Below are 24,181 nucleotides of genomic sequence, written 5' to 3'. Positions count from 1 at the left end.
CGTCGCCGCCCGGCGGCAACGCCCCGGCGTCGGCGCCCCGACGTCAGCGCCGGCCGCAGTGCCCCGGCGTCAGCGCCGGGCAGCCACGCGGATGAGGCCGAGCACGACGGCGACGCCGGTGGCGATGGCCATCGTGGGAAAGCCGCGGACCAGCAGGGTCGCGATCGTGGCGAGGTTGAAGCTCGCCGAGGGTGCCAGGGCGATGTTGACGGCGGCGACTGCCACGAAGATCAGCGGCGGCGCGACGATCACGGAGAGCAGGTCGCGGCGGCGCACCACCAGCACGGCGAGCGCGGTGACGGCGACCAGCGAGACGAGGGTGACCAGACCGAGGCCGATGCCCACGAAGGAGTCGACTCCCGCGCCGGCCAGGGTGACCAGGAACATGCCGAGGACGGCGACGACCCCGCGGATACGGCCACCGTCGGCGGCGGGCTTCGCCGGACGCGGGCGGGCGGACACCGACGCGACTCGCGGCTCGGCCGGCCGGCGCTCGTCGGGGCGGGGCCGGTCGACCGGACGCCGCCCTTCGGGACGCCGCGCTTCGGGACGCCGCTCCTCCGGACGTTCGGGACGCCGCTCCTCGGAACGGCGGCCCTCGAACCGGCCGCGCTCGGGTCGGCCGGTGGACCGGACCGCCTCGGGTCCGCGGCGGGGTGCGGGGGAGCGCCCGAAGTCGGCGTCGCGGTTGCGGGCCTCGACCGCGCGCAGGCGGTCGGCCGGCCGCGCGGGCCGGGCGGGGCCGGTGCGGACCGGACGTGACGATCGCTCGGCACCCATGCCGCGGTCGGGCCACGGGGCTCGCGAGGCGGCGGACGACCGGTCGGGGTAGCCCCCGTCCTGTCGCCATGCATCGGCAGTGTTCGCCGTGGCCATGGCGCACCTCCGTCCCGTTCCACCGTGGCGGCCGAGCGGCCGGACCATCGGAACTCACGGTAGCGACGATTTCCGCAACCCACCGGGAGACGCCGCCGATCGCGGGCCACACGTGGGGCTCGGCGTCCCTGCGTGATGCATGGGACTGGCGGGGCGACCTGGGAGAAGCCGGTCACCCGTGCGTGCCGTCGCGGCTCTCCTCCTCGTCGAGCGGATCGGCCGGACGGAGAGCGCGCACGGTGGCCTCGAGCGGGGTGGGCACGGGGACAGGGCTCTCCGCCACGCCGAGGTCGTCGAAGCGGCGCGACGCGGCCAGGACCGACCGCTCGTAGGAGCCGATCGTCTCGTTGTAGCGGGTCATCGTGCTCCCGAGGGCGGCGCCGAGCCGGATGAGGTGGCCCGACAGTGTGCTGAGCCGGGCGTGCAGGCGGCGGCCCACCTCCAGCACCTCCTCGGCGTCCTGCGCCAGCCGCTCCTGTCGCCACGAGTACGCGACGGTGCGCAGCAGGGCGAGCAGGGTGCTCGGCGTCGCCAGGACCACGTCGCGCGAGAAGCCGTACTCGAGCAGGCCGGGTTCTGCCTCCAGAGCGGTGGTGAGGAAGCCGTCGGAGGGGACGAACAGCACCGTGAACGGAGCCGCGGGGCGGAAGGCGGTGGGGTACCGGCGGGCGGCGAGGGTGTCGACGTGCGTCCGGAGCTGGCGCGCGTGCATCGCCACCCGCTGGTCCCGCACAGCCTGGTCGGTGGCCTGCACCGCCTCGATGTAGCCGGTGAACGGCACCTTGGCGTCCACGACGATCTGCTTCCCGTCGGCCAGGGTGACCATGAGGTCCGGGCGCACGCCCGCCCCGGCGTCGTTGGTGCCGGTGGGCTGCTCGACGAAGTCGCAGTGCTCCAGCAGTCCGGCCACCTCGACCACGCGGCGCAGCTGCACCTCACCCCAGCGCCCCCGGACGTGCGGCGTCCGCAGTGCGGTGACCAGGGCGGCCGTCTCGTGCTTGAGCTGCGCGGAGGTCTGGCCGACGGTGCCCATCTGCTCGCGCAGCTCGCCGTGCGCGGTGGCACGGGCGCGCTCCATGCCGGCGAGCAGCCGGTGCAGGTGGTCCAGCGACTCGTGCACCGGCTCGAGCCCGGTCTCCTCGGGCTTGCGCCGCGCGAACAGCGCGACGATCCCGAGCGTGACGGCGGTGGCCAGCAGCGCGCCGAGGAGGAGCCCGGTCAAGAGGGAAGCGGCGTCCATGTACGGCAGGGTGCCGGAGGGGTCCGACAGTTCCGCACGCTCCGTCTCTGAGTGCACCGGCACTCAGAGACGGAGCGTCCGCGGGTCAGGCCGCCACGGGCGCGTGCGCGGCCTCGTGGTCGAGCAGCCAGCGCTTGACCGGCGTCCCCCAGCGGAAGCCGCCGAGGCCGCCGTCGGAACCGAGCACGCGGTGGCAGGGCACGAACAGTGCTGCGGCGTTCCGGGCACAGGCGTTGGCCGCCGCTCGGACGGCCGCGGGCCGGCCACAGCGTGCGGCGAAGGCGGCGTAGCTGTCCGGCCGGCCGGCGGGGACGGTCCGCAGGACCTCCCACGCCTCCTGGAGGAACGGGCCGGACCGCTGGCGCACCACGACCTCGTCGATGGCGGTCACGTCCCCGGCGAAGAATTTCTCGACCACGTCGAGGACGGCGAGGTCGTCGACCCGCTCGCTCCCGGCCGGCCGCAGCGAGGCGTGCACGACCTGCAGCAGATCGGCGGTGTCGTCGGTCCAGCCGCTCGCGAGGACGACGTCGCGTCCGTCGGAGTCGCTCTGCACGAGAACCGTGAACGGGCCGGGCGGCGTCGGGATCGTGGCATGGCGGGCGAGGGTGGGCAGGGACATCAGGCGCTCCTCGGGAGGGCGGGTGCTGGGGTCAGCGGGGTGGCGTGCGTGCGGGTGGAGGGTGTGGTCGGGCGGGTGAAGAGCGACGGCACGGCGAGCGCCCACAGGTGCAGGACGGCGTAGGACCGCCACGGCCGCCAGCGGGTCGCGGCGTCGGTGTCGGAGCTGCCGAGCGCGGCGAGCGACTTCCGGAGGGCGAGGTCGCCGGGCAGCCAGACGTCGGGGTCGGCCAGCCCGCGCAGGCCGACCAGCGCCGCCGTCCACGGGCCGATGCCGGGGACGGCGAGCAGTGCACGCCGGGCCTCGTCCCGGTCGGCGCCCGGGTCGAGGGGGATCGACCCGCCGGCGAGCGCGGCCGTGAGTGCGTGCACCGTGCGGCGGCGGGCGCCGGTCAGCCCGACCGCGGTGAGGTCGGCGTCGGCCAGGGCGTCCGGCCGCGGGAAGGCGTGGGTCAGGGTGCCGACCGGCTCCGGCAGGGGCGTGCCGGCCGCGGTGAGCACCCGCGCGGTGAGGGTGCGCGCGCCGGCCACGGACACCTGCTGGCCGAGCACCGCCCGCACCGCCAGCTCGGGGGCGTCGGGCGAGGCCGGGACGCGACGGCCGGGTGCGGTGGTGACGAGAGGGGCGAGCGCGGGGTCCGTGCCGAGGACGTCGTCGACGGCGGCCGGGTCGGCGTCGAGGTCGAGCATCCGCCGGCAGCGCGTGACCGCGGCGCCGAGATCGCGGAGCTCGGCCAGCCGGAGGCGCGCGGTCACGCCCGTACCGCCGCCGGGGGCGGGGGAGAGCTGGACGACGGCGGGACCGTGCGGCAGGTCGAGGACCCGGGAGAACGTCGTCCCGTCCCACTCCTCGAGGCCGGGCACCGCGTGCGCGCCGAGGAAGAGGAGCACCTCGGCCGCCTCGTAGGGCGCGCGGGCGGCGAGCCGGAGCGTCAGCCAGCCGGGTGCGGCCTGATTCGCCCCCGAACCGGTTCGGCGCAGCCCGGTCGGCGTCGTCGCGAAGACCTCGCGGACGGTGTCGTTGAACTGGCGGATGCTCGCGAACCCGGCCGCGAAGGCGATGTCGGCCATCGGCAGGTCGGTCGTCTCGACCAGCAGCCGCGCCGTCTGGGCGCGCTGGGCCCGCGCGAGGGCCAGGGCGCCGACGCCGAGCTCGCCGACCAGCTGCCGGTGCAGCTGCCGCTCGGAGTACCCGAGACGGGCGGCCAGCCCGGGGACGCCGGCCCGCTCCACCTCGCCGTCCGCGATCAGCCGCATGGCGCGGGCGACGACGTCGGCCCGCACGTCCCACTCCGGCGACCCGGGTGCCGCGTCGGGCCGGCAGCGGCGGCACGCGCGGAAGCCGGCGCCCTGGGCGGCGGCGGCGGTCGTGAAGAAGGAGACGTTGCGGGCCAGGGGAGTGCGGGCCGGGCAGGACGGGCGGCAGTAGATGCCGGTGGTGTGCACGGCGGTGAAGAACCAGCCGTCGAAGCGGGCGTCCCGTCCGGCGACGGCCCGGTAGCACCGCTCGACGTCCAGGGATTCGCTCACGGAGACGAGCATGCCAGCCGCGACCGACGCCGACTGGCGGTTTTCGGACGTCGCCGTTGGGGACTTTCGGCGCTGAGAGTCCGGCCGGACGGAGGGACTTTCCGCGCGGAAAGTCCCCGGAGGGTCAACGGGACGGGTTGAGGATCAGGACACCGATCCCGTCGAGCAGCCGCTCCAGGCCGAACTCGAAGGACCGCTCGGGGGCGACGGCGCCCTGCAGTTCCTCGCCGGCGAGGGGGCCGACCCGGGCCGCGGTGGGGAAGCGCTCGGGGTCGAAGACCTGCGCGACGTAGGGGGCGGTGGCCTCCCACCACTGCTGCTCGGTGATGCCGGTGGCCCGCTCGGCGGCCGCCTTCTCGTGCACGCCGCTGACCGTGCCGCGGACGAACCCGTTCACCAGGGTGACGAGCAGGTCCATCTGCACCTCCGACAGGCCCAGCCCGTCGACGGCGCGGAGCTCGAGCTCGTACTTGCGCATGATGTTCGGGCCCAGCGGCGGCCGGCCGGTCGCGACGTGCAGTGCCCACTGGTGTCGCACGAAGAAGTCCCAGTTGGCCCGCGCCACGGACTCCACGCGCGCCCGCCAGGTGCCGGACGTCGGCACCCGCTCGTCCGGGTAGAGCTCGCCGAGGACGGAGTCGAGCATCAGGTCGACGAGCTCGCCCTTGCCGGGCACGTGGCCGTACAGGGTCATCGGCGGCACGCCGACCTCCACCGCGACCCGGCGCATGGTGACGGCCGACAGACCCTCGGCGTCCGCGAGCCGCACCGCCGCGGCCACGATCCGGTCGACGTCCAGCGACGGCTTCGGCCCCGGCCGGGAGTCCGCGGTGGGCGAGGTGCGCCAGAGCAGCGCCATGCTGCGCGCGGGGTCGCCGGTGCCCGTGAACTCGGTGGCCATGCCCTCACTCTCCCGCATCTCGCTGGCCGCTGGCGGAACATCTCCGTACGGCGTACGTTGACGCTCGCGTGAACTACGTACAGCGTACGGAGGCGGCGGTGGAAAGTGCGATCTCGGTGACGGGACTCATCAAGAGGTATGGGGGCAAGGCGGTGCTCGACGGCGTCGACCTGCAGGTGGCGCGCGGGTCGGTATGCGCCCTTCTCGGGCCCAACGGAGCGGCCAAGACGACGGCGGTACGGATCCTGACGACGCTGACCCGGCCGGACGGCGGACGGGTGGAGGTGGCCGGGATCGACGTCGTCCGGCGGCCGCGGGAGGTGCGCCGGCGGATCGGCCTGATCGGGCAGCAACCGGCGGTCGACGACGTCCTCGGGGCCCGGCAGAACCTCGTGCTGTTCGCCCGGCTGCACCACCTCGGCCGCCGGGCCGCGGGCATCCGGGCCGATGACCTGCTCGAGCAGGTGGGCCTGGCCGACACGGGGACGACGCCGGTCCGGCAGTTCTCGGGCGGCATGCGGCGACGGCTGGACATCGCGGCGGGCCTGGTGCTCGCCCCGGAGGTGCTCTTCCTCGACGAGCCGACGATCGGGCTCGACCCGGCCGGTCGGCGCGACGTCTGGGAGGCCATCCGGGCGCTGGTCGCCTCGGGCACCACGGTGCTGCTCACCACCCAGTACCTCGAGGAGGCCGAGCAGCTGGCCGACGACGTGTGCGTGCTGGACGGCGGGCGCGTGGTCGCCCGCGGCACCCCTCGCGAGCTGACCGCCGCGATCGGCGGTGACCGGCTGGAGCTCGTCGTCACCGATCCCGCCCGCGCCCGGGAGGCGGCACTGCTGGCCGAGCAGGTCGCGGCCCCGGGGCCGGTGGCGGACGCCGTCGGCTCCGGGGAGCGGGTGGTGGTGCCACTGGCCCGGCGGCGGGGCGTCGTCGGGGACGTGGTGCGCGCCCTGGACGAGGCCGGCATCGCGGTCGACGACGTGGTCCTCCGGCCGACCACCCTCGACGAGGCCTACCTGAAGATCACCGGCGCGGACGACGCGCGGACGGAGGTGCCGGCATGACCACCCGGACCGACGACGAGTCGACCGCCGTGCGGCTCCGCTGGGCGGTGACGGACGCCTGGACGGTGGCCGGCCGCGACGTCGCGCACTGGCGCAGGCAGCCCGCCGCCGTGCTCGTGGGCGCGCTGTTCCCGGTGCTGTTGCTGCTGATGTTCGTCTACCTCCTGGGTGGCGGCATGGTGGTTCCCGGCGGGGGCGACTACCGCGACTTCCTCGTCCCCGGGATGCTCGCGCTCGCCATGGTCTTCGGTGTGGAGGCGACGATGACCGCCGTCGTCACGGACACCGCGCGCGGCATCACCGACCGGTTCCGGTCGCTGCCGATGGCGCCGTCGGCGGTCGTCGCGGGCCGCTGCCTGGCCGACATGGCCGCTTCCGTCGTGGGCCTGGTCGTCCTCGTCGGAGCCGCCCTCGCCATCGGCTGGCGACCGGCCGGTGTGGGTCGGGCGCTCGTCGCGGTGGGCCTGCTCCTGCTGCTGCGCCTGGCGTTCCTGTGGATCGGGATCTACCTGGGGTTGCTCACCCGCGACCCGGCCACGGTCACCGCCGTCCAGATCCTGGTCTGGCCCTTCGCGTTCCTGTCCAACGCGTTCGTCGCCGCATCCTCCATGCCGGGGTGGCTGGCGACGGTCGCCGAGTGGAACCCGGTCGCGGGCACGGTGACCGCCGTCCGGGAGCTCCTCGGCGCTCCCGTGGGCACGGGAGGTGGCTGGGCGACCGAGCACGCGCTGCTGCTCTCCGTGGCCTGGCCCGTGGTGCTCACGGTCGTGTTCGCCGTGCTCGGCGTCCGCCGGTTCCAGGGCCTGTCCCGGTGAGCCGCTCGGTCCTGGCCGGACTCCGCTGAGCCGCAGGTGTCCGTGGCGCGCTGCTTCTGGCTGATCGGCGTCGTACCGTTTGGTCACCACGCCGCTGGCGTGCCCCGTCCAGATCCCGCGGGCCTTCTTCCCGTGGGCTGGAGCGACCGTGGTTGACGAAGACACGCTGTCGTCGGTGCTGAGCGATTTCGCCCGCACCCTGATCACCGACTTCCCGATCCAGGGGATCCTCGATCACCTCGTGGAACGGATCGTCGACGTCCTGGCGGTGACCGCGGCGGGCGTGACGCTGATCTCGCCGGGGATGGCTCCGCATTACGTCGCGGCGTCGGACGCCGACGCTCTGGATTTCGAGCGGCTGCAGACCCAACTCGGACAGGGGCCCTGCCTGGTCGCTTACCAGACGGGGGAGGCGGTGTCGGTGCCCGACATGCGGCGCGACGACCGCTTTCCCGAGTTCGCTCCAGCGGCGTTGGCGGCGGGCATGGGTGCGGTCTTCGCGTTCCCGCTGCGGCACGGTGACGGCCGGCTCGGCGCGCTGGATCTGTACCGCGACACCCCTGGGGTGCTGGATCCGAGGGACATGGCGGCGGCGCAGACCCTTGCCGACGTCGCGGCGGCGTACCTGCTCAACGCGCAGGCGCGCCAGGAAGCCCTGGAGATCTCCGACCGGTTCCGGACCAGCGCGCTGCACGACGCGCTGACCGGATTGCCGAATCGCGTGCTGCTGCAGCAGCGGCTCGAGCACGCTGCCCAGCGGGCCCACCGATCGCACAGCCAGGCTGCGGTGCTCTTTGCCGACCTCGACCGGTTCAAGTGGGTCAATGACACCTACGGCCATCCGTTCGGTGACGAGTTGCTGATCGCGGTGGCCCGCCGCCTGTCCGCCGTCGTCCGTCCGGGCGACACCCTGGCCCGGGTGTCGGGAGACGAGTTCGTCATCCTGTGCGAGGACCTGGCGCACGTCAGCGACGTCGTCAGCCTGGCGAGGCGGGTGGACGAGGCGTTCGCGCAGCCGTTCGACCTGGCCGGCACCCAGGTGGCGATGACCGTGAGCGTGGGCATCGCCTACTCGGGTCCGGGTGAGACCGTCACCGACCAGCTGATCACCCATGCCGATCTCGCGATGTACCAGGCCAAGCGCCTCGGCGGGGCCACTCATCACGTGATCGACCTGCGCGGCGCGAGCAGTGCCGGCGACCGCAACCGCCTCGACCGGGACCTGCGCTCGGCAATGGCCGGTGGTCATCTGGACCTGGCATACCAGCCCATCGTGCGCACTGCCGACGGTGCTCTGGTCGGTGCCGAGGCACTGCTGCGCTGGACCCACCCGACACACGGTGCGGTCCCGGCCCTGACCACCGTCAGCATCGCTGAGCAGAACGGCCTGATCAGCGGCATCGGCGCCTGGGTCCTGGAGCGCAGCTGTCGCGACCGGGGCCGCTGGCTGGCCGCGCATCCCGGTCAGCCGCTCGACGTGTCGGTGAACATCTCGGTCCGCCAGCTCATGAGTGCAGGTTTCGCCACGACCGTGGCGAAGATCCTCGATGCGACCCGGATGGATCCGGCCGCCCTGGTGCTGGAGCTGACGGAGGGCGTCTTCATCGAGGACGGCAACCGGGCCACCAGCGTCCTGGCCGACCTGAAGGGGATGGGTGTGCGGCTGGCGTTGGACGATTTCGGGTCGGGCTACTGCTCCCTGGGCTACCTGCGGCGCTTCCCCGTGGACACGATCAAGATCGACCAGGGTTTCGTCGCCGACATCGGGCACGACCCCTCGGGGGCGGCCATCGTGGCGGCGGTCAGCAACCTCGCACACGTCCTGGGCCTGACGGTCACCGCGGAGGGCATCGAGACCGAGCAGCAGCACGACGCGGTCGCCGGCATCGGCTGCGAGCACGCCCAGGGATTCCTCTACAGCCACCCGGTGCCGGCTTCGAGCATCCTGGCGCTCCTTCGCACCGGCCTCGACTTCTCGGTGCCTCGTCCGGGGCTGACGGGCGAGCATGCGCCGCAGGGCACCGGGCAGCAGCGCGCAGCTGTCGAGGAAGACCTGGGTGCGGCCTGAACGCCCGCGGTGCGGAGCAGCCCCGTCGCACTCCGCGGTCGCCGGACCGGACAGAAATGGGTAGGCCGAGGTACGGCGACAGATCCGTGGCATCGTCGTAGCCTCGAATCACCGCCGCATCGTCGGCGCTGTCGCTCCGGACCCTGGTGACGTCCACCTCGTGTGGTGTCCCTGAAGGAGCCGGTCATGGTCAGCAGCCCGCCGCTCGAACGCCGGACCCCGGAGCTGTGCGTGTCACCCGTCGCCGCTGGGCCACGTCTGGTCGTGGTCGTGGCCGGTGAGGCTGATTGGGTGACGGCTCCGCGGTTGCGGGAACAGCTGACCGCGGCCCTCGCCTACGGTCCCCGATTGCTGATCCTGGATCTCACCGACCTGGAGTTCTGCAACTCGGCCGGCGTTCGTGCGCTGCTCGCGGCTGTCGACGTCGCGTTGCAGGCAGGTGTACAAGTGGAGATGCGCGGGATGTCGCCGCTGCTCTCCCGCCTGCACAGCAGATTGACGACACGCCGCGGCGCGGCGGCCATGTCGATCGGCCCCCGTCCGGGACGTCCTGGCTGCGGGCGTGCTCGGACGCCGTGAGAGGTTCGTCGTCCGCATGAGTGTCGTGGGACAGTGCTCCGCAGGGCAGGGAGGCAGCGATCGGGGACGACGAACGACTGCGGGCGACGCTGGCCGAGGCCATGTCCGGTGCCGAGAACGCGCTCGGGGCCGCGGATCGGCTCTGTACTGCCTGCGTCGAGCTGCTCGAGGTGGACGGGGCGTCGGTCTCGCTCGCCCATGACGGGAGCACCCAGGGGACGTTCGGCTCCAGCGGGGCGATGAGCCGACAGCTGGATGAGCTGCAGTTCACCTTCGGCGAGGGACCGTGCCTGGATGCGGTCCGGCAAGGAGGCCCTGTGCTGGTCGCGGATCTGGACGATCCTTCCGAGGACCGTTGGCCGGCGTTCACCGGAGCGCTCCTGAAGTCGGGCGTGAATGCCGTGTTCGCGCTGCCGGTGACGATCGCCTCGCAGCAGATCGGGGCACTGGACCTCTTCCGGCGGCGCCGGGGTCAGCTCAGCGCTGCCGCACTGACCGGCGGGCTGCTCGCTGCCGAGCTCGCGGCGCTGCCGCTGCTGGACCTGATGGGTTCCGATCTCGAGTGGGACGTCGCAGCCCGAGGCGGCGACGGATGGGAGCAGCTCGCGTCGCTCTCCCGGGTGGAGGTCTACCAGGCGACGGGGATGCTGATCGGCGCGTTGGACATCGGCCCGGCGGAGGCACTCGTGCGGCTGCGGGCGTACGCGTTCTCGCACGGCATGACCGCAGCCGAAACGGCCTGGGGGATCGTGGAGGGCCGCGTATCCCTGGAACCCGGCGACTGGCTGGGACCGGACGGTAGGACGGAACGATCCCGATGAGCGTGTCACGCGAGCGCGACGTCACCCGGGCGTTCGTCGACCTCGCCAGCAGTCTCGTCAATGGTTACGACGTCGTCGATCTGCTCAGCAACCTGACTGCGGACTGTGCGCTCCTGCTCGACGTCGCCTCGGCCGGGCTGCTGCTCGCCGACGGCCGTGGGGTGCTGCACGTGATGGCCGCGTCGTCGGAGCGCACCAGGCAGCTGGAGCTGTTCCAGGTGCAGCGGTCCGACGGCCCTTGTCGGGACTGCTACCTCGACGGGGCACCCGTGAGTGCGCCGGACCTGCGCGAGGAGATCGATCGCTGGCCGCTGTTCACGCCTGCGGCGCTGGAGGCCGGCTTCGTCAGTGTTCACGCCGTGCCGATGCGCCTGCGCGACACGGTGCTCGGCGCATTGGGTCTGTTCGGGACGAGCGCCGGCCCCCTGGATCCCGATGACCTGTCGCTGGGGCAGGCGCTCGCCGACGTCGCGAGCGTCGCACTCGTTCAGGACAAGGCGACGACGGACCAGAGAAGTGTGAACGAACAGCTCCAGACCGCCCTGACCAGCCGGATCGTCTTGGAACAGGCCAAGGGTGTCCTTGCGCAGCAGGGTTTGCTGCCGATGGAGGACGCCTTCGCGGCCCTCCGGCGCTACGCCCGTGATCACAACCTGCGTCTCACCGCCGTGGCCGAGGCGGTCGTGGCCCGTCGGCTGTCCGCCGGCCTCGTGCTCGAGCGGTCCGGGGGCACCAGCAACCGCTGAGCATCGCTCACCCCAGGGCAGGTGATCCACCGTCCACCGGTCGGTGGACGGCGGACCAACGGGTCGGTGGTCCCGGAGAGTGCTGTCGGCGCAGCAGGGTCGTCCCATGACGACAACAGCAACGCCCGGTCCGGTGGCGACGGCGACCCGGACGGAACCGGCCGTGCACGTGCGCGGACTGGTCAAGAGATACGGAGGCAGGGCCGTCGTCGACGGCCTGGACCTCGACGTGGGCCGCGGCGAGGTCTTCGCGCTGCTGGGGCCCAACGGCGCCGGCAAGACGACGACGATCGAGATCCTGGAGGGGGTCCGGCAGCGGGACGACGGCGAGGTCCGCGTGCTCGGCGTCGACCCCGCCCGGGCCGGCCGCGAGTGGCGGGCGCGGATCGGCGTGGTCAGCCAGGCGGAGGGCGCCGCCCAGGAGCTCACCGTGCGCGAGATCCTCGACCACTTCGCGGGCTACCACGCGACACCCCGGCCGACCGGGGAGCTGGTCGCCGCCGTCGGGCTCGAGGAGAAGGTGGGCACCCGGATCGGCCGCCTCTCCGGCGGTCAGCGCCGCCGGCTCGCCGTCGCCCTCGGCGTGCAGGGCCGGCCCGAGGTGGTCTTCCTCGACGAGCCGACCACCGGGATGGACCCGGTGGCCCGCCGTCAGTTCTGGGAGCTGATCCGCGGCCTGCGCTCCGACGGGACGACCGTGCTGCTCACCACCCACTACCTCGACGAGGCCGCCGAGCTGGCCGACCGGGTCGGCGTCGTCGCCGAGGGCCGGCTGGTCGAGGTGGCGCCGCCCGGCGAGCTCGGCGCCGAGCTGCGCCGGCTGGCCACCGTCCACTGGATCGAGGACGGCGTGGCCCGCGGCGTGCGCACCGAGTCGCCCGGGCCCGTCCTGCGCGACCTGCTCGCCGCGAGCGTCCACGGGGACGTCCCCGGCCTGACCGTCACCCGCCCGACCCTGGAGGACGTCTACCTCCAGCTCGTCGGGGCCGTCCCCGCCGCATCCGAGGGAGCACTCCGATGACCGCCGTCCTGACCGACCGTCCCGCCCCGCCGTCCGCCGCCCGGATCGCGCTCGCCCGGGTGCGGCTGGAGCTGCGGCTCTTCTTCCGGGCGCGGCAGCAGGTGGTGTTCTCCTTCGCCTATCCGGTGGTCATGCTGGTGATCTTCGCGGCCATCCTGGGCGGCGACGAGCGGCCCGGCGACATCCCGTTCACCCAGTACTTCCTGGCCGGGATCGCGGCCACGGGCATGATGCTCACCAGCTTCCAGGCGGTCGGGATCTCGATCGCCGAGGAGCGCGAGACCGGCCAGCTGGAGCGGCTGCAGCTGCTCGGTACGCCGGCAGTGGCCTACTTCGCGGGCAAGGCCGGCCAGGTGCTGGTCACCACCGCCGCGCAGCTCGCGCTGCTGCTGCCCGTGGCCCGCTACGGCTACGACGTCCCGCTGCCGGTCGATCTCTCCCACTGGGTCACGTTCGGATGGGTGGCGGCGCTGGGGGCGCTGGCCGGCACGGTGCTCGGTGTCGCGGTCTCGGCGCTGCCCGGCAGCGCCGCGTCCGTCGGCACCGGGGTGTCCGCGTTCGCGCTCGTGCTGCAGTTCTTCTCGGGGGTCTTCTTCGGCTTCCTCGAGCTGCCGGGCTGGATGCAGCAGTTCGCTGCCCTCTTCCCGCTGAAGTGGCTGACCCAGGGGATGCGCTCAGCGTTCCTTCCCGATCAGGCCGGTGCCTTCGAGATCGCCGGGGGATGGGAACACGGCAGGACGGCCCTGGTCCTTGCCGCATGGGTGATCATCGGTGCCGTGGTGTGCGTGCGGACGTTCCGCTGGCGTCGGGCCGACGGGTGACCGTGACCCCTGCCGCCGCCGTCGACCCCTCGTGCGAGGACGTCGGCGGCGGTCGGCCGCTGTCCGCGCGCGGCTGGCGCGTCACCGTCGTCGGACTGCACGTCGTCTTCGTCGTGCTCATGGGCATCGCGGTGGCGACCATCGTGCTCGCCCCGGTCGACGGCTCCCGGGCGCTCCTCCTGACGGCGTCAGGCGTGCTCGCGCTGGCCTATCTCCTCCTCGGTGCCCCGGCTCTCAGCAGCCGGGACGGCCGGCGGGCGAACGCCTACCTGGTCGTCCTGGTCCTCGTGTTCGGCGTGCTCGCCTGGGAGGAGCCGTCGCTGCTGTTCCTGCTCTTCCTGGGCTACACGCACGTCTGGTTCCTGGCCGAGTCCCTGCGGCGGGGGGTGCTCTGGACGGTGGCGCTGGCGCTCGCCAGCACGCTCGGGCCGGTGATCGACTGGACCCAGGGGGAGGAGCCGCTGTCCGGGCCGGGGGGAACCCTCGTCGGGCTCACCTTCAGCATCGCGATGGGCATCTGGGTGTTCCGGGTGCTCGAGCAGAGTCATCAGCGGGCGGAGCTGATCCAGGAGCTGGAGAGGACCCGGGCCGAGCTCGCCGCCGCACACCACGCGCAGGGCATCGTCGCGGAGCGGGAGCGGCTCGCCCGCGAGGTGCACGACACCCTCGCGCAGGGCTACACGAGCATCGTCGTCCTGGCGCAGACGGCGGCGGCCGGCCTGCCGGCCGGCGCGGAGGCCGCGGCGGAGCGACTCGCGCTGATCGAGGAGGTCGCGCGGGAGAACCTGGCGGAGGCCCGCGCGATGGTGGCCGCGTTCTCGCCGGTCGCACTCGACTCGTCCACCCTCGTGGAGGCCCTGGGCCGGTTGGTCGAGCGGTTCGGACGGGAGACCGGCCTGGATACACGGCTGGACACGGCGGCGCTCGGGGACGGCGTCGACCTGAGCCGCAGCGAGGAGGTCGTGCTGCTGCGCGGGGCGCAGGAAGCCCTGACCAACGTGCGCCGGCACGCGTCGGCGACCGCGGTGGTGCTGCGGGTCAGCCGGGTGGGGGCGGGGGAGTCGGCACAGGTGTCGGTGCACGTGGAGGACGACGGGATCGGCTTCGACCCGGCCGGCGCGCCCGGCGTCGGGCTGGCGGGCCTGCGGGACCGGGCCGAGGAGGTGGGCGGGGCGCTGGACGTCGTCTCCGCCCCGGGTCAGGGCACGCGGGTGACCGTGCGGGTGCCGGCGCGGTGAGCAGCGTGCGGGTGCTGGTGGTGGACGACCATCCGGTGGTGCGGGGCGGGGTCGTCGGGTGGCTGGCCGCGCAGCCCGACATCGACGTCGTGGCGGAGGCCGCCGACGGGCTCGAGGCGCTCGCGGCGGTGGCCGAGCACGCGCCGGACGTCGTCCTCATGGATCTGCGGATGCCGCGCATGGACGGCGTCGCGGCGACCGAGCGGATCGCGGCGGCGCACCCCGCCGTCCGGGTGCTGGTGCTGACGACCTACGACACCGATGCCGACATCGTGCGGGCGGTGGAGGCGGGTGCGACCGGCTACCTGCTGAAGGACACCCCGCTGCCCCAGCTCGCCGACGCGGTGCGCGCGGCGGCGCGCGGGGAGACGGTGCTGGCGCCTCCGGTGGCGGCACGGCTGGTGTCCCGGATGCGGGCGCCGGCGATCGAGGCGCCCACGCCGCGGGAGCTGGAGGTGCTCGCGGGAGTGGCGCGGGGGCTGACCAACGCCGAGATCGGCCGGGAGCTGTTCATCGGGGAGGCGACGGTGAAGACCCACCTGCTGCGGGTCTTCGCCAAGCTCGGCGTCGATGACCGGACCCGAGCCGTGATGGTCGCCGTCGAGCGCGGACTGCTGCCGAACCCCGGCACGTAGCTCACCGTCTCGCGCGAGGGTGTGCGCCGATCGGCAGTCCTGCGCCAGATTCGTGCCGACCAGCGCACACTGCTGCTGTCCGTCGCGCCAAGGCGGGCGTCACCGCCCACGTAGCCTGAGTACCCGTGAGCCTCACCATCGGGATCGTCGGCCTGCCCAACGTCGGCAAGTCGACCCTCTTCAACGCCCTGACCAAGAACGACGTCCTCGCGGCGAACTACCCGTTCGCCACCATCGAGCCGAACGTCGGCGTGGTCGGCGTGCCCGACCCGCGGCTGGAGAAGCTCGCCGAGGTGTTCGGCTCGCAGAAGATCATCCCGGCGACGGTGTCGTTCGTCGACATCGCCGGCATCGTCCGCGGTGCGAGCGAGGGCGCGGGGCTGGGCAACAAGTTCTTGGCCAACATCCGCGAGAGCGACGCCATCTGCCAGGTGATCCGGGTCTTCACCGACCCCGACGTCGTGCACGTCGACGGGAAGGTCAGCCCGGCCGACGACATCGAGACGATCAACACCGAGCTGCTCCTGGCCGACCTGCAGACGCTGGAGAAGGCGATCCCGCGGCTGGAGAAGGAGATGCGCAAGGACAAGGAGCGCGCGACCCTGCACGCGGCCGCCGTCGAGGCGCAGCAGGTGCTGGACTCCGGGCGCACCCTCTTCTCCGCCGGCATCGACCCCGCGCCGCTGCGCGAGCTCGGGCTGATGACCACCAAGCCCTTCCTCTACGTCTTCAACGTCGACGAGGAGGAGCTGGCCAACGAGGAGCTCATCGCCGAGCTGCGGGGTCTCGTCGCGCCGGCCGAGGCGATCCTGATGGACGCGAAGATCGAGTCCGAGCTGGCCGAGCTGCCCGCCGAGGAGGCCGCTGAGCTGCTGGCCGGGATCGGCCAGGACGAGCCGGGCCTCGACCAGCTGGCCCGGGTCGGCTTCGCGACCCTCGGGCTGCAGACCTACCTGACGGCCGGGCCCAAGGAGGCGCGCGCCTGGACGATCCCGGTCGGTGCCACCGCGCCGCAGGCCGCCGGCGTCATCCACACCGATTTCCAGCGCGGCTTCATCAAGGCCGAGATCGTGTCCTACGACCACCTGATCGAGGCCGGCTCGATGGCCGAGGCGAAGTCGAAGGGCTGGGTGCGCATGGAGGGCAAGGAGTACGTCATGCAGGACGGCGACGTCGTGGAGTTCCGCTTCAACGTGTAAGCGGCCCTGTTTGCGCAGGTCAGCGGCCTGCATTATGTCTCCAGTCAACACCCAGTCAACAGGATTCTGCGAGCAAGGCCTGAGCGGCCGCCCGCGTGCGGTCCTCGGCGGTCGGCCACAGGTGTGAGTAGGTCGAGAGAGTCGTGGTGGCCGAGGCGTGCCCGAGGGCGCGCTGCACGGTGACGACGTCGCATCCGGAAGCGATCAGGCCCGAGGCGTAGAAGTGCCGGAGGTCGTGCATCCGCAGACCGGGGACCCCGGCAGCCGCCGTGGCGGTGCGCCAGCGGTGGCCGACGGTGTTCTGGTGCGGTGGCTGGTCGCCTTCTCCGGTGAAGATCCAGTCGTTCTCCAGTCGGTGAGCAGCGATGTGCGCGGCAAGCATGTCGACGAGCCCTGGCGCCAGGAAGACGACCCGCTCGCTGCCGTACTTGGGGGCTCGGATCTCGACCTGACCTCGTCCGGCCCGCTGGACCTGCCGGGTAACGGTGAGAGTGCGACGGAGGAAGTCGATGTCCTCGACCCGAAGGCCGGCGGCCTCGCCGAGCCGGAGGCCGGCGAACGCACACAGCGCGACGAACGGTCGGAAGCGTTCGTCGGCCGCCGTCAGAACGGCCCCGACCTGCGCTGCAGTAGGCAGCGTCATCGCTGCTTGCGCGCGCCGGCGCCGGGGGAGTGTGACCCCGATGCTCGGGTCGCTGGAGATGAGCCGGTCCGCGACGGCGCCGCGCAGGACAGCGCGCACGTTGTTGGTCCGGGTGTGGACAGTGCCGGGGGCGAGTCCGCGGTTGACCATGCCCTTGATCCAGCCCTCGATGTGCGAGCGGCGCAGTGAGCGCAGCGGAACGTCCGCGAACGGCACCGAACCGGCGGCCAGCTTCATCGCCAGAACCGTCCCGGGCGCCCACACCTGCCGGCTGGACCAGTCGACGTAGAACTCGCGGAAGGTGATGCGTCCTGCGCCCGGGTCGACGTAGGTGCCCCGCGTGACGTGCGCCGTCTGGTCGTCGAGCCAGCGCTGGGCGTCCCGCTTCAGGGCAAAGGACTTCGCCACCTGACGTCCCGACGGATCGCGGAACTGAGGTCGGTAGCGCAGGCCTTGCCCGTCCTGGGCTGTTGGCACCAGCCGGCCCGTGATCGGGTCCTTGCGTCGCCACCGGTCCTGAATGCTCGCCACGGTGACCTCCAGGTCAATCGCGCTGTGACGTGCAGATGCCTGGCCAACGTAGACCGAGGCCCCGACCCCTCAGGACGCGTCAGACCGTTGGCGTTCACCGATCCACCGGTCGACGTCTTCGCGTCGGTACACGACTCGGCGTCCGAGGCGGAAGCCGGCCGGTCCTTCGCCGAGATGTCTCCAGTACCGGAGTGTGGCGACGGGTGTCCGTAGATAGGCGGCGGTCTCGGCGAGGGTCATGAGGTCGGTTGTGCTGGTCGACGGGTTGATGTGAGTCACGCGGCTCTCCGGGGGCTGGATGTTGGCTGGTGGCTGGCGGAGTGGCCGCAACTGCTGTCAGCACCGGTCGACCACCTCACGCATCAGTCAGCGTGCGGGCGCTTCTCCAGTTGTCCTGCAGTCCCAGGAGCGCGGTCGTCGCTCAGCCGTTTCGGTTGCGACGGGCTCGCTGTCGCGCCTGCGCCTGGCGCTGGTGGTCGACAGATCCACTGCGCACATATGGGTGGCGGCGGTATGCCTCGAGGACGGTGCTGAGGGCATCGGACAGGTCCAATAGGTCGCGGTTGTAGACCCGGCCGTCCTCGATCTGGCGAGCGAGCTCCTCGAGCAGGCCCGGCCAGTCGCGGCGTGCCGGTGAGACAGGGACGGCAACCTTGACGCGCCGCTCGACTACCTCCACGGCGGACCGGCCCGACGCTGCGGCCCTGGTCTGCTCCCACGCGCGGTGCCGGCAGGTGGCCGAACACCATTTCGGGATCGGGCCACGGCTGCGTCGGGTGATCGGCCCGCCGCACCAAGCGCAGTCGGTGGCCGCGGCGGCTCGTCGTTCCGGTGAGCGCCCTTCGCTATCGACGGCCGTTGAAAGCGTGGGCTCGAACGCCGTCCGGTCAGCCTTCACTCGACGTCGGCGCTCGGCCTCCACGCGCCGCCTTCGGTAGTCCGCCGTCCCCTTGCTGCCCATGTCGCTGAGGGTGCTGACAAGCCTCCAGTTACTCGCCACCACGAATTGTCCGACCCCGAGATGCAAGAGGTGTATCCCTTTGCGATCTTGATCGCAGTCTCTGGCGATGAGAATGGTCCTGTCGTCCGGCGACGTCGGCACACACTGGTGCGGGAGAGCCCGCCTAGGTGTATGGCGCGGGGTCCTCGGGTGCCTCTGATTGCTGCCGTGAGCGCGCGGGTCTGTGTCCTTGGGTTGAGGACCCTCCGGACGACGCCCTGCAGGTCGTCGACCGGAGGAGGGATCGGAGATGGAAGTTCTGTACGAACGCGTCGCCGGGCTGGACATCGGCAAGAAGACGCTGACGGTCTGTGTGCGCACACCCGCGCCGGGCGGTGGGCGGCGGACGCAGACGCGGACGTTCTCGACGATGACCCGCTCACTTCAGGTGATGCGGGACTGGCTGCTGGAGTCGGGGGTGACGAACGCGGCGATGGAGTCGACCTCGACCTACTGGAAGGGCGCGTTCTACTGCCTCGAGGAGGTCCTGGAGGTCTGGCTGATCAACGCCGCGCACATTAAGGCGATCTCGCGGCGCAAGACCGACGTCAAGGACTCCGAGTGGATCGCCCAGCTGCTGGAGTGCGGGCTGCTGCGACCGTCGTTCGTGCCGCCGCCGGACATCCGGCGGCTGCGGATGCTGACCCGCTACCGGGTGCAGTTGATGGCCGACCGGACGCGGGAGATCACCCGGCTGGAGCTGATGCTGGAGGACGCCTCGATCAAGGTCTCCTCCGTCGCGGCGAGCCTGACCAGCGTCTCCGCCCGGGCCATGCTCGCTGCGCTCATCAGTGGGGAGGACGATCCGCGGGTGCTGGCGGAGCTGGCCAAGGGCAAGATGCGCCGCAAGATCCCGGCCCTGACCGAGGCGTTGACCGGTCACTTCGACGCCGGGCACGCCCAGCTGGCGCGCAGCATGCTGTCCCGCATCTCCTCGGTCGAGGCGGCGCTGGCCGAGCTGAATGTCGTCCTCGCCCAGGCGTTCGCGCCATTCGCGCACCAGCTCGAGCTGCTGCAGACCATCCCGGGGGTGGGGGAGAAGGTCGCCCAGGTGATCATCGCCGAGACCGGCGGGGACATGTCCCGCTTCCCGACTCCGGACCATCTGGCCTCGTGGGCGGGGGTCTCGCCCGGCACCCGGGAGTCGGCCGGCAAGCGCTATCCGGTGCGGCCGCCACACGGCAACAAGTGGCTGGCCGCGATGCTGGTTGAGGCCGCCGGCTCGGTGGGGCGGATGAAGGGCGCGAACTACCTCGCCGCCCAGCACGCGAGGCTGACTAGCCGCCGGGGCATGGCCCGGGCCCAGGTGGCGGTCGGCCATTCGATCCTGGTCTCGGCCTACTGGATGCTGACCCGTGACGAGCCCTACCGCGACCTCGGCCCGGAATGGCTGGCCCGCCGCAACGACGAGGGCCATGCCCGTCGACTGATCGCCGAGCTGGAGCGCCTCGGCCACACCGTGGTCCTCGACCCGGTCGCCTGACCAACTGCAGAAGAACTGGAGGACGGGCTTCGCCCGTCCCGCGCTGACGCGCGCCTGCAACACCGTTATTCACGGGTCTGTGTGGCCTCGTGATCTTGCAGTTCTCCAGTGTCGGGAGGCGGCCCGTTCCTGCGTGATGAGACACCGCGAATCAGGCGTGACGGCGAGTGGGGCGTGGTGGGCGCGGTGTCTCTGAAGGCGGCTAATCCGAAAATGAACGTGACCAGGGCAGGGGGCGGCCTCCCAGCAGAGCGGGGGGAGTTCTGCCGAGGTTAATCAGGCGGGGTTGAGCGTCACCGCGTAGCCCAAGGCCTGAAGCTCACGGATGTGCTGGCGCACCTTGCGCTCGGGGTTGGTGCGGGCGGTGTAGAAGTCTGGGCCGAGGTCGACGAACTGGGCCTCGTCGTCGGAGAGCAGCGCCCAGACGATGACCAGAATGGAGCGGCCGACCGCGACGATCGCTCGCTTCTTGCCGCGTCGTCGGGCGATCCGTCGATATCGCTCGCCGAGGAAGGTGTCGGTGCGGGCGGCGCTGACCGCGGCTTCGCCGACCACCCGGGCCAGGTAGCGGTTGCCCTTTCCGGTGCCGGAGTTGCCCGTCGGACGGCCGGCGGACTCACTTACTCCGGGCGCGAAACGCGCCCACGAGGTCAGGTGCCCCGGCGTGGGAAACCGGCCCATGTCGGTGCCGATCTCGGCGAGGATCATCTGCGCGGCGACCGGCCCGATCCCGGGAATGGCGTCGAGGCGGGCGACCGCCGGCCCCAGCTCGCCGATCCGGGCCTCGATCCGGGCCTGCACGGTGGCGATGTCGGCGGTGGCCGCGTCCACCCGCTGCAGCATCTGGGTCAGCAGAAAGGCGTGATGCTCGGTGAACCGCCCGGTCAGCGATTCGGTGAGCCGGGCGGTTTTGGAGCGCATGCTGCCGCGGGCCATCTCGGCGAGCACGGCCGGGTCACGCTCGCCGGCGATCAGCGCGGCCATCATGGCCCGCCCGGAGATCCCGAACGGGTCGCTGACCACGACCGAGAGTTTGATTAGCGCGTCCTCGAGCAGCTTCTCCACCCGCTGCTTCTCCGCGGTGCGCACGGCCAGCAGGTCCACCCGGTAGCGGGTCAGATCGCGCAGCTGCCGGATTGCCGGCGGGGGCACGAAGCTGGGCCGCAGCATCTGCCGCTCGGCCACCTTGCACAGCCACACCGCGTCCAGCCGGTCGGTCTTGGGCCGGCCGGGCAGGTGCTTGACGTCGTGGGCGTTGACCAGCCACGTCTCGAAGCGGTCCTCCAGTAGATAGAACGGCGCGCGCCAGTAGTCGCTGGTCGCCTCCATCACCACCCGGGTCACTCCGAGGCCGGCCAACCAGTCACCCAGACCCAGCAGCGCCGCCGTCATCGTGGAGACGGTGCGGACCTCCTGCATCCGCTGCCGGCCGGGGCCGGGCACCCGGGCGCAGCACACCACCTCGGCCTTGCTCACATCCAGCGCGGCGACCCGTTCGATGATCTCGGGCTCGTCGGTCTCGACCTGCATCTCGCCTCCTCCGAGCTGATCTGGAGGCGGTCACCCGTAGGAGCTGCAGGGATCGGCGAATCTAATCCTCGTGCTCGAAGCACACGAAACGGCCCACAGCACAGCTCCCGGCGCCCGACTTCAGAACGGCCTCGAACGACCAGGCGACTACGACGTCAACGGGCGGCCGCACACCATTTTCAGCCCGGAACGGCGCTCCCCAACAGGGGCCAACGGGACTTCAGGGACAGGGCGGAGTTCCCGCTCAGTCTGCTTCTACGAGGTCGTCAAGAGCTGTAACGACGTCCAGTCCCCAGCGGGGGTCGACTTCAGCCAGGGCGGCCTCAAGCTCCGAGAGACTCCCGACGACGCGATCGAACAAGCCGATGGGCGGGGTCGAGTCAACGAACGGCGCTTCGGCTTCTCCATCGACCGGTTGGTCGTCCCAGTACTCAACAACGGCCAGCTCACGGCGCTCCACCAGCTCGGCGATGTCCTCCGACTTCGCTTGAGCTAGCACCTGCTCGATGGCCGCCAAGGCTGGCTCTGTGAACACCTCGCCGGGATCAGGCAGAGCGACCGTGTGAAACCGTCCATCGTCCCCTCGCCACATGACCTCAAGATCGCACGCCCTGCCTTTGACGACCTTGGACACGCCCCCGCTTCACGCGCAGCTGTCCCTACGTGGGCCGCTCAGAGACAGCGCAGTCGCCCTAGAGACACCCGGCTGCCTAAGTCGCTTGAGCCAGGACGCGGAGCGCCGCGGCTACCCGCGCAGCGTCGGCGCCAGTGCCACCCTTCTCCACGAGGGCACGCGTCTCGTTCAGAGCCTGTTTGTCCACACGGCCGGGCGCAAGTGCAGTGCTGATCAGGCCGGCGAGTGCCGACTCCGCCTCCTTTCGGTCCATCCAGGCATCTTGGTCTGCGTCGCTGGCGGTTTCCGGGTATGGATCCGGCTGCGACAGGTCCTCGTAGACGGACCGAAGCAGCTCGCGCGATTCTGGCGTCAGCATGGCTCGCTGACCATCTCACGGTCCGCCGGGGTGGAGGGCCGGTCCGGCGTCAACAGGTGTCCCTAGGTGGGCCGCTCTGGGACACAGGGCCGGCATAGCCCAGGAACCCGACCTGTCTAGGCATGTTGTGTTTGCTGCGCAACAGTCCGATCAAGGTCCAGTAGGTGACGCCACGCAACCCATAGGCTCCGCGCGTGCGCCGACTGCTACTGATCGTCGCGACGCTTATCGCGCCAATGCTGACCTCTGCCTGCTCAGTACCCGGCGCAGCCGTCGCAGGAGTAGGCGTTGACAAGCTGGGTCGGCTCGTCGGGTATCTGCGTGTCTGCCACGACAGCATCCACGGGGCGACGATTTACCACGACGAGAACGACGACTTGGGCTCTTGGACGGCTTCGGATCCGGTAACGCAGTTCGCCAAGTGGTCGCTGGCTGATCCGCCATCCGACTGGGAGGCAGCACCGCCTCTCGGTGAGTTGCAGCCTGGTATCGACTACACGCTCTACGGGTGGACCAGCGACAACTCCTGGTCCGCGAACTCCGTCACCTTCACCCTGGCGGAACTTGCGACCGTCGAGCCGGGCCGGGTCGTCTACTGGGCCGGCGACAATGACGCCTCCGGGGACGTCAACGTTGTCGTCAGCGAAGTGGATTTCAACCGCGACGCCTGCGAGATGGTCAGCTGATCGCGCGGCACAGCAGCACGTCCCCATACTTGGACCCGACTCTGCCAGTCGCCGACTGGGGGAAGTCAGGCCGCTCGAGGCGGCCCGCGTGTCCACTGAGGCCAGATCGATTGGCACCACCGCCGAACTAGGGTTCCGGCGTGCGCATCCGCCTTGGCCGCCTGGTGCTACGCAGCTATCGCTCCCATGTCATGTGGCTGCCCTCGGGGTACAAGGATCCGTTCGTCGTCCACATGGTGGAGAAAATCAACGAGCAGGACGGTAGCTCCTACCAGCTGGGCGCGTTCATGACCGAAGGAGAAGCTGCGGCATGCATCACGAGGCTGGAGTCGGAGGGGTGGCGCGACCTCTACATCAACACCGTGCCGGTACATGAGCGGCTAACTGACTGGCATTGGGAGCGCGATCACGGAGGTGCCCCGTAGATGACGTTCCCGCCTGCCGACCCATGGGTGGCCCGTCTCGAGCGCTTTCTCGCCGAGGGGATGCCGGCCCCGCCTCCCCGGATGCCGGTCGCTGTCGACGAGATCGTCGAGGTCCCGCTGGCGGTCTGGCAGCAGGGAGATGTGGCTGCGGTGCTGTGGGTCGAACGCGAACGGAACAGTGACGAGGTGGACGCGCGGGTCGACACGTTCGTCAACGCGGGTCGCTGGCAGCTCGCGAGCTCCGGGGGTGGCTCGTGGCTGGGAGACCTGGACGCCCCGATCCCCTCCGGTGTTGTGGCAATCATGGGCCTCACCAGTGAGCTGCGATCCCCGTCGACTGGTGGCTGCTACGGACTCGTCGGTGGTCGGGTCGGGCGGGACGTGACAGCGGTCGGCTACCGCGGACCGGACCGCCGGGGCATTGTGCCCGTGGTATCACCGATCGGCGCGTTCTTGGTCGGTATCGAGATCCCTGCAGCCTTCGGTATCGGCCCAATCCGCTCGCTTGACGGACCGACTGACAGTGTCCTTGACGCCATGCCGATCCAGTGGCCGCTTGTATGGGGACTGACCCCCGAAACCGGCCCCTTTCCAAAGCGACCGGACTGTCCCTAAGTGGGCCGCTCTGGGAGACGGGGCGGCTTTACGAGGCACGGGCGAAAGCCATGGCCCTGGACGCCAGGAGCCCACACTGTCGGATCTCCGGGAGACCTCAC

At 71.5% G+C, this 24,181-nt stretch carries 25 protein-coding genes; 15 read left to right on the top strand and 10 right to left on the bottom strand.

The window, feature by feature from the left end; genetic code table 11:
- Positions 1-69: 69 nt before the first annotated feature.
- The 5 genes from E4P39_RS04790 to E4P39_RS04770 all read right to left on the bottom strand — a co-directional run bounded on the left by E4P39_RS04790 (position 70) and on the right by E4P39_RS04770 (position 5,168).
- Positions 70-876, bottom strand: a complete 807-nt coding sequence (locus E4P39_RS04790) for a DUF6542 domain-containing protein (protein ID WP_135135208.1) — start codon at positions 874-876, stop codon at positions 70-72.
- 172 nt (positions 877-1,048) lie between these two features.
- On the bottom strand, positions 1,049-2,116 hold the full coding sequence (locus E4P39_RS04785; RefSeq protein WP_135135207.1) for a DNA recombination protein RmuC: 1,068 nt from the start codon (positions 2,114-2,116) through the stop codon (positions 1,049-1,051).
- Between the two features lie 85 nt (positions 2,117-2,201).
- The gene (locus E4P39_RS04780) at positions 2,202-2,738 is read right to left on the bottom strand and encodes a methylated-DNA--[protein]-cysteine S-methyltransferase (RefSeq protein ID WP_135135206.1); all 537 of its coding nucleotides are present in this window, start codon (positions 2,736-2,738) and stop codon (positions 2,202-2,204) included.
- Complete coding sequence (locus E4P39_RS04775) at positions 2,738-4,267, bottom strand: AlkA N-terminal domain-containing protein (protein ID WP_280790794.1); 1,530 nt, start codon at positions 4,265-4,267, stop codon at positions 2,738-2,740. The genes E4P39_RS04780 and E4P39_RS04775 overlap by 1 nt, the downstream gene beginning before the upstream one ends.
- A 124-nt stretch (positions 4,268-4,391) precedes the next feature.
- The gene (locus tag E4P39_RS04770; protein ID WP_135135204.1) at positions 4,392-5,168 is read right to left on the bottom strand and encodes a TetR/AcrR family transcriptional regulator; all 777 of its coding nucleotides are present in this window, start codon (positions 5,166-5,168) and stop codon (positions 4,392-4,394) included.
- 98 nt (positions 5,169-5,266) lie between these two features.
- On the opposite strand from E4P39_RS04770, the gene E4P39_RS04765 reads away from it, so the two are divergent.
- From E4P39_RS04765 to ychF, 11 genes are all read left to right on the top strand, one after another.
- On the top strand, positions 5,267-6,232 hold the full coding sequence (locus E4P39_RS04765; RefSeq protein WP_135135203.1) for an ATP-binding cassette domain-containing protein: 966 nt from the start codon (positions 5,267-5,269) through the stop codon (positions 6,230-6,232).
- Positions 6,229-7,047: an ABC transporter permease gene (locus E4P39_RS04760; protein WP_135135202.1), complete on the top strand. Its 819-nt coding sequence runs from the start codon at positions 6,229-6,231 to the stop codon at positions 7,045-7,047. The genes E4P39_RS04765 and E4P39_RS04760 overlap by 4 nt, the downstream gene beginning before the upstream one ends.
- Before the next feature lie 148 nt (positions 7,048-7,195).
- Positions 7,196-9,115 carry an EAL domain-containing protein gene (locus E4P39_RS04755; RefSeq protein ID WP_167761585.1) on the top strand — a complete coding sequence of 640 codons (1,920 nt, stop codon included), beginning with the start codon at positions 7,196-7,198 and terminating at the stop codon, positions 9,113-9,115.
- Between the two features lie 186 nt (positions 9,116-9,301).
- The gene (locus tag E4P39_RS04750; protein ID WP_135135200.1) at positions 9,302-9,694 is read left to right on the top strand and encodes an STAS domain-containing protein; all 393 of its coding nucleotides are present in this window, start codon (positions 9,302-9,304) and stop codon (positions 9,692-9,694) included.
- A gap of 20 nt (positions 9,695-9,714) precedes the next feature.
- Complete coding sequence (locus tag E4P39_RS04745; RefSeq protein ID WP_209306344.1) at positions 9,715-10,515, top strand: GAF and ANTAR domain-containing protein; 801 nt, start codon at positions 9,715-9,717, stop codon at positions 10,513-10,515.
- A gap of 2 nt (positions 10,516-10,517) precedes the next feature.
- Entirely contained in the window at positions 10,518-11,261 is a 744-nt protein-coding gene (locus E4P39_RS04740; RefSeq protein ID WP_209306343.1) for a GAF and ANTAR domain-containing protein, read from the top strand.
- A gap of 106 nt (positions 11,262-11,367) precedes the next feature.
- Positions 11,368-12,282: an ABC transporter ATP-binding protein gene (locus tag E4P39_RS04735; RefSeq protein WP_135135198.1), complete on the top strand. Its 915-nt coding sequence runs from the start codon at positions 11,368-11,370 to the stop codon at positions 12,280-12,282.
- Entirely contained in the window at positions 12,279-13,103 is an 825-nt protein-coding gene (locus tag E4P39_RS04730; protein WP_135135197.1) for an ABC transporter permease, read from the top strand. Before E4P39_RS04735 ends, E4P39_RS04730 begins: the two co-directional genes overlap by 4 nt.
- A complete protein-coding gene (locus tag E4P39_RS23140; RefSeq protein WP_280790790.1) occupies positions 13,100-14,341 on the top strand; it encodes a sensor histidine kinase in 1,242 nt (413 codons plus the stop codon). Before E4P39_RS04730 ends, E4P39_RS23140 begins: the two co-directional genes overlap by 4 nt.
- Positions 14,338-14,976, top strand: coding sequence for a response regulator transcription factor (locus E4P39_RS04720; protein WP_167761583.1), 639 nt, complete (start codon positions 14,338-14,340; stop codon positions 14,974-14,976). The genes E4P39_RS23140 and E4P39_RS04720 overlap by 4 nt, the downstream gene beginning before the upstream one ends.
- 125 nt (positions 14,977-15,101) lie before the next feature.
- Positions 15,102-16,175 (top strand): redox-regulated ATPase YchF, encoded by a 1,074-nt coding sequence (ychF, locus tag E4P39_RS04715; protein ID WP_135135195.1) that lies wholly within the window; start codon positions 15,102-15,104, stop codon positions 16,173-16,175.
- Positions 16,176-16,230: 55 nt separating this feature from the next.
- On the opposite strand, the gene E4P39_RS04710 is transcribed toward ychF, so the two are convergent.
- From E4P39_RS04710 to E4P39_RS04700, 3 genes are all read right to left on the bottom strand, one after another.
- Positions 16,231-17,226 (bottom strand): site-specific integrase, encoded by a 996-nt coding sequence (locus E4P39_RS04710; protein ID WP_245159638.1) that lies wholly within the window; start codon positions 17,224-17,226, stop codon positions 16,231-16,233.
- Positions 17,227-17,418: 192 nt separating this feature from the next.
- Complete coding sequence (locus tag E4P39_RS04705) at positions 17,419-17,589, bottom strand: helix-turn-helix domain-containing protein (RefSeq protein ID WP_135130945.1); 171 nt, start codon at positions 17,587-17,589, stop codon at positions 17,419-17,421.
- A 181-nt stretch (positions 17,590-17,770) separates the two neighbouring features.
- The gene (locus E4P39_RS04700; RefSeq protein ID WP_209306342.1) at positions 17,771-18,028 is read right to left on the bottom strand and encodes a hypothetical protein; all 258 of its coding nucleotides are present in this window, start codon (positions 18,026-18,028) and stop codon (positions 17,771-17,773) included.
- Between the two features lie 571 nt (positions 18,029-18,599).
- Here E4P39_RS04700 and E4P39_RS04695 point away from each other — a divergent pair.
- Positions 18,600-19,832 carry an IS110 family transposase gene (locus E4P39_RS04695; RefSeq protein WP_135135193.1) on the top strand — a complete coding sequence of 411 codons (1,233 nt, stop codon included), beginning with the start codon at positions 18,600-18,602 and terminating at the stop codon, positions 19,830-19,832.
- 276 nt (positions 19,833-20,108) lie between these two features.
- Here the strand turns inward: E4P39_RS04695 and E4P39_RS04690 are convergent, their stop codons facing one another.
- On the bottom strand, positions 20,109-21,362 hold the full coding sequence (locus E4P39_RS04690) for an IS110 family transposase (RefSeq protein ID WP_135135192.1): 1,254 nt from the start codon (positions 21,360-21,362) through the stop codon (positions 20,109-20,111).
- Positions 21,363-21,606: 244 nt separating this feature from the next.
- Positions 21,607-21,996, bottom strand: coding sequence for a hypothetical protein (locus E4P39_RS04685; protein ID WP_135135191.1), 390 nt, complete (start codon positions 21,994-21,996; stop codon positions 21,607-21,609).
- Between the two features lie 552 nt (positions 21,997-22,548).
- Here E4P39_RS04685 and E4P39_RS04680 point away from each other — a divergent pair.
- From E4P39_RS04680 to E4P39_RS04670, 3 genes are all read left to right on the top strand, one after another.
- On the top strand, positions 22,549-23,040 hold the full coding sequence (locus tag E4P39_RS04680; RefSeq protein ID WP_135135190.1) for a hypothetical protein: 492 nt from the start codon (positions 22,549-22,551) through the stop codon (positions 23,038-23,040).
- A 140-nt stretch (positions 23,041-23,180) separates the two neighbouring features.
- Positions 23,181-23,465: a hypothetical protein gene (locus E4P39_RS04675; protein WP_135135189.1), complete on the top strand. Its 285-nt coding sequence runs from the start codon at positions 23,181-23,183 to the stop codon at positions 23,463-23,465.
- Positions 23,466-24,080, top strand: a complete 615-nt coding sequence (locus tag E4P39_RS04670) for a hypothetical protein (RefSeq protein WP_135135188.1) — start codon at positions 23,466-23,468, stop codon at positions 24,078-24,080. It begins immediately after the preceding gene.
- Positions 24,081-24,181: the final 101 nt, after the last annotated feature.

It is taken from the genome of Blastococcus sp. CT_GayMR19 (genome assembly GCF_004570385.1).
Lineage (GTDB): Bacteria > Actinomycetota > Actinomycetes > Mycobacteriales > Geodermatophilaceae > Blastococcus_B.
The sequence above is the reverse complement of the archived record's forward strand: the minus strand, read 5'-3'. Positions and strand labels throughout refer to the sequence as shown.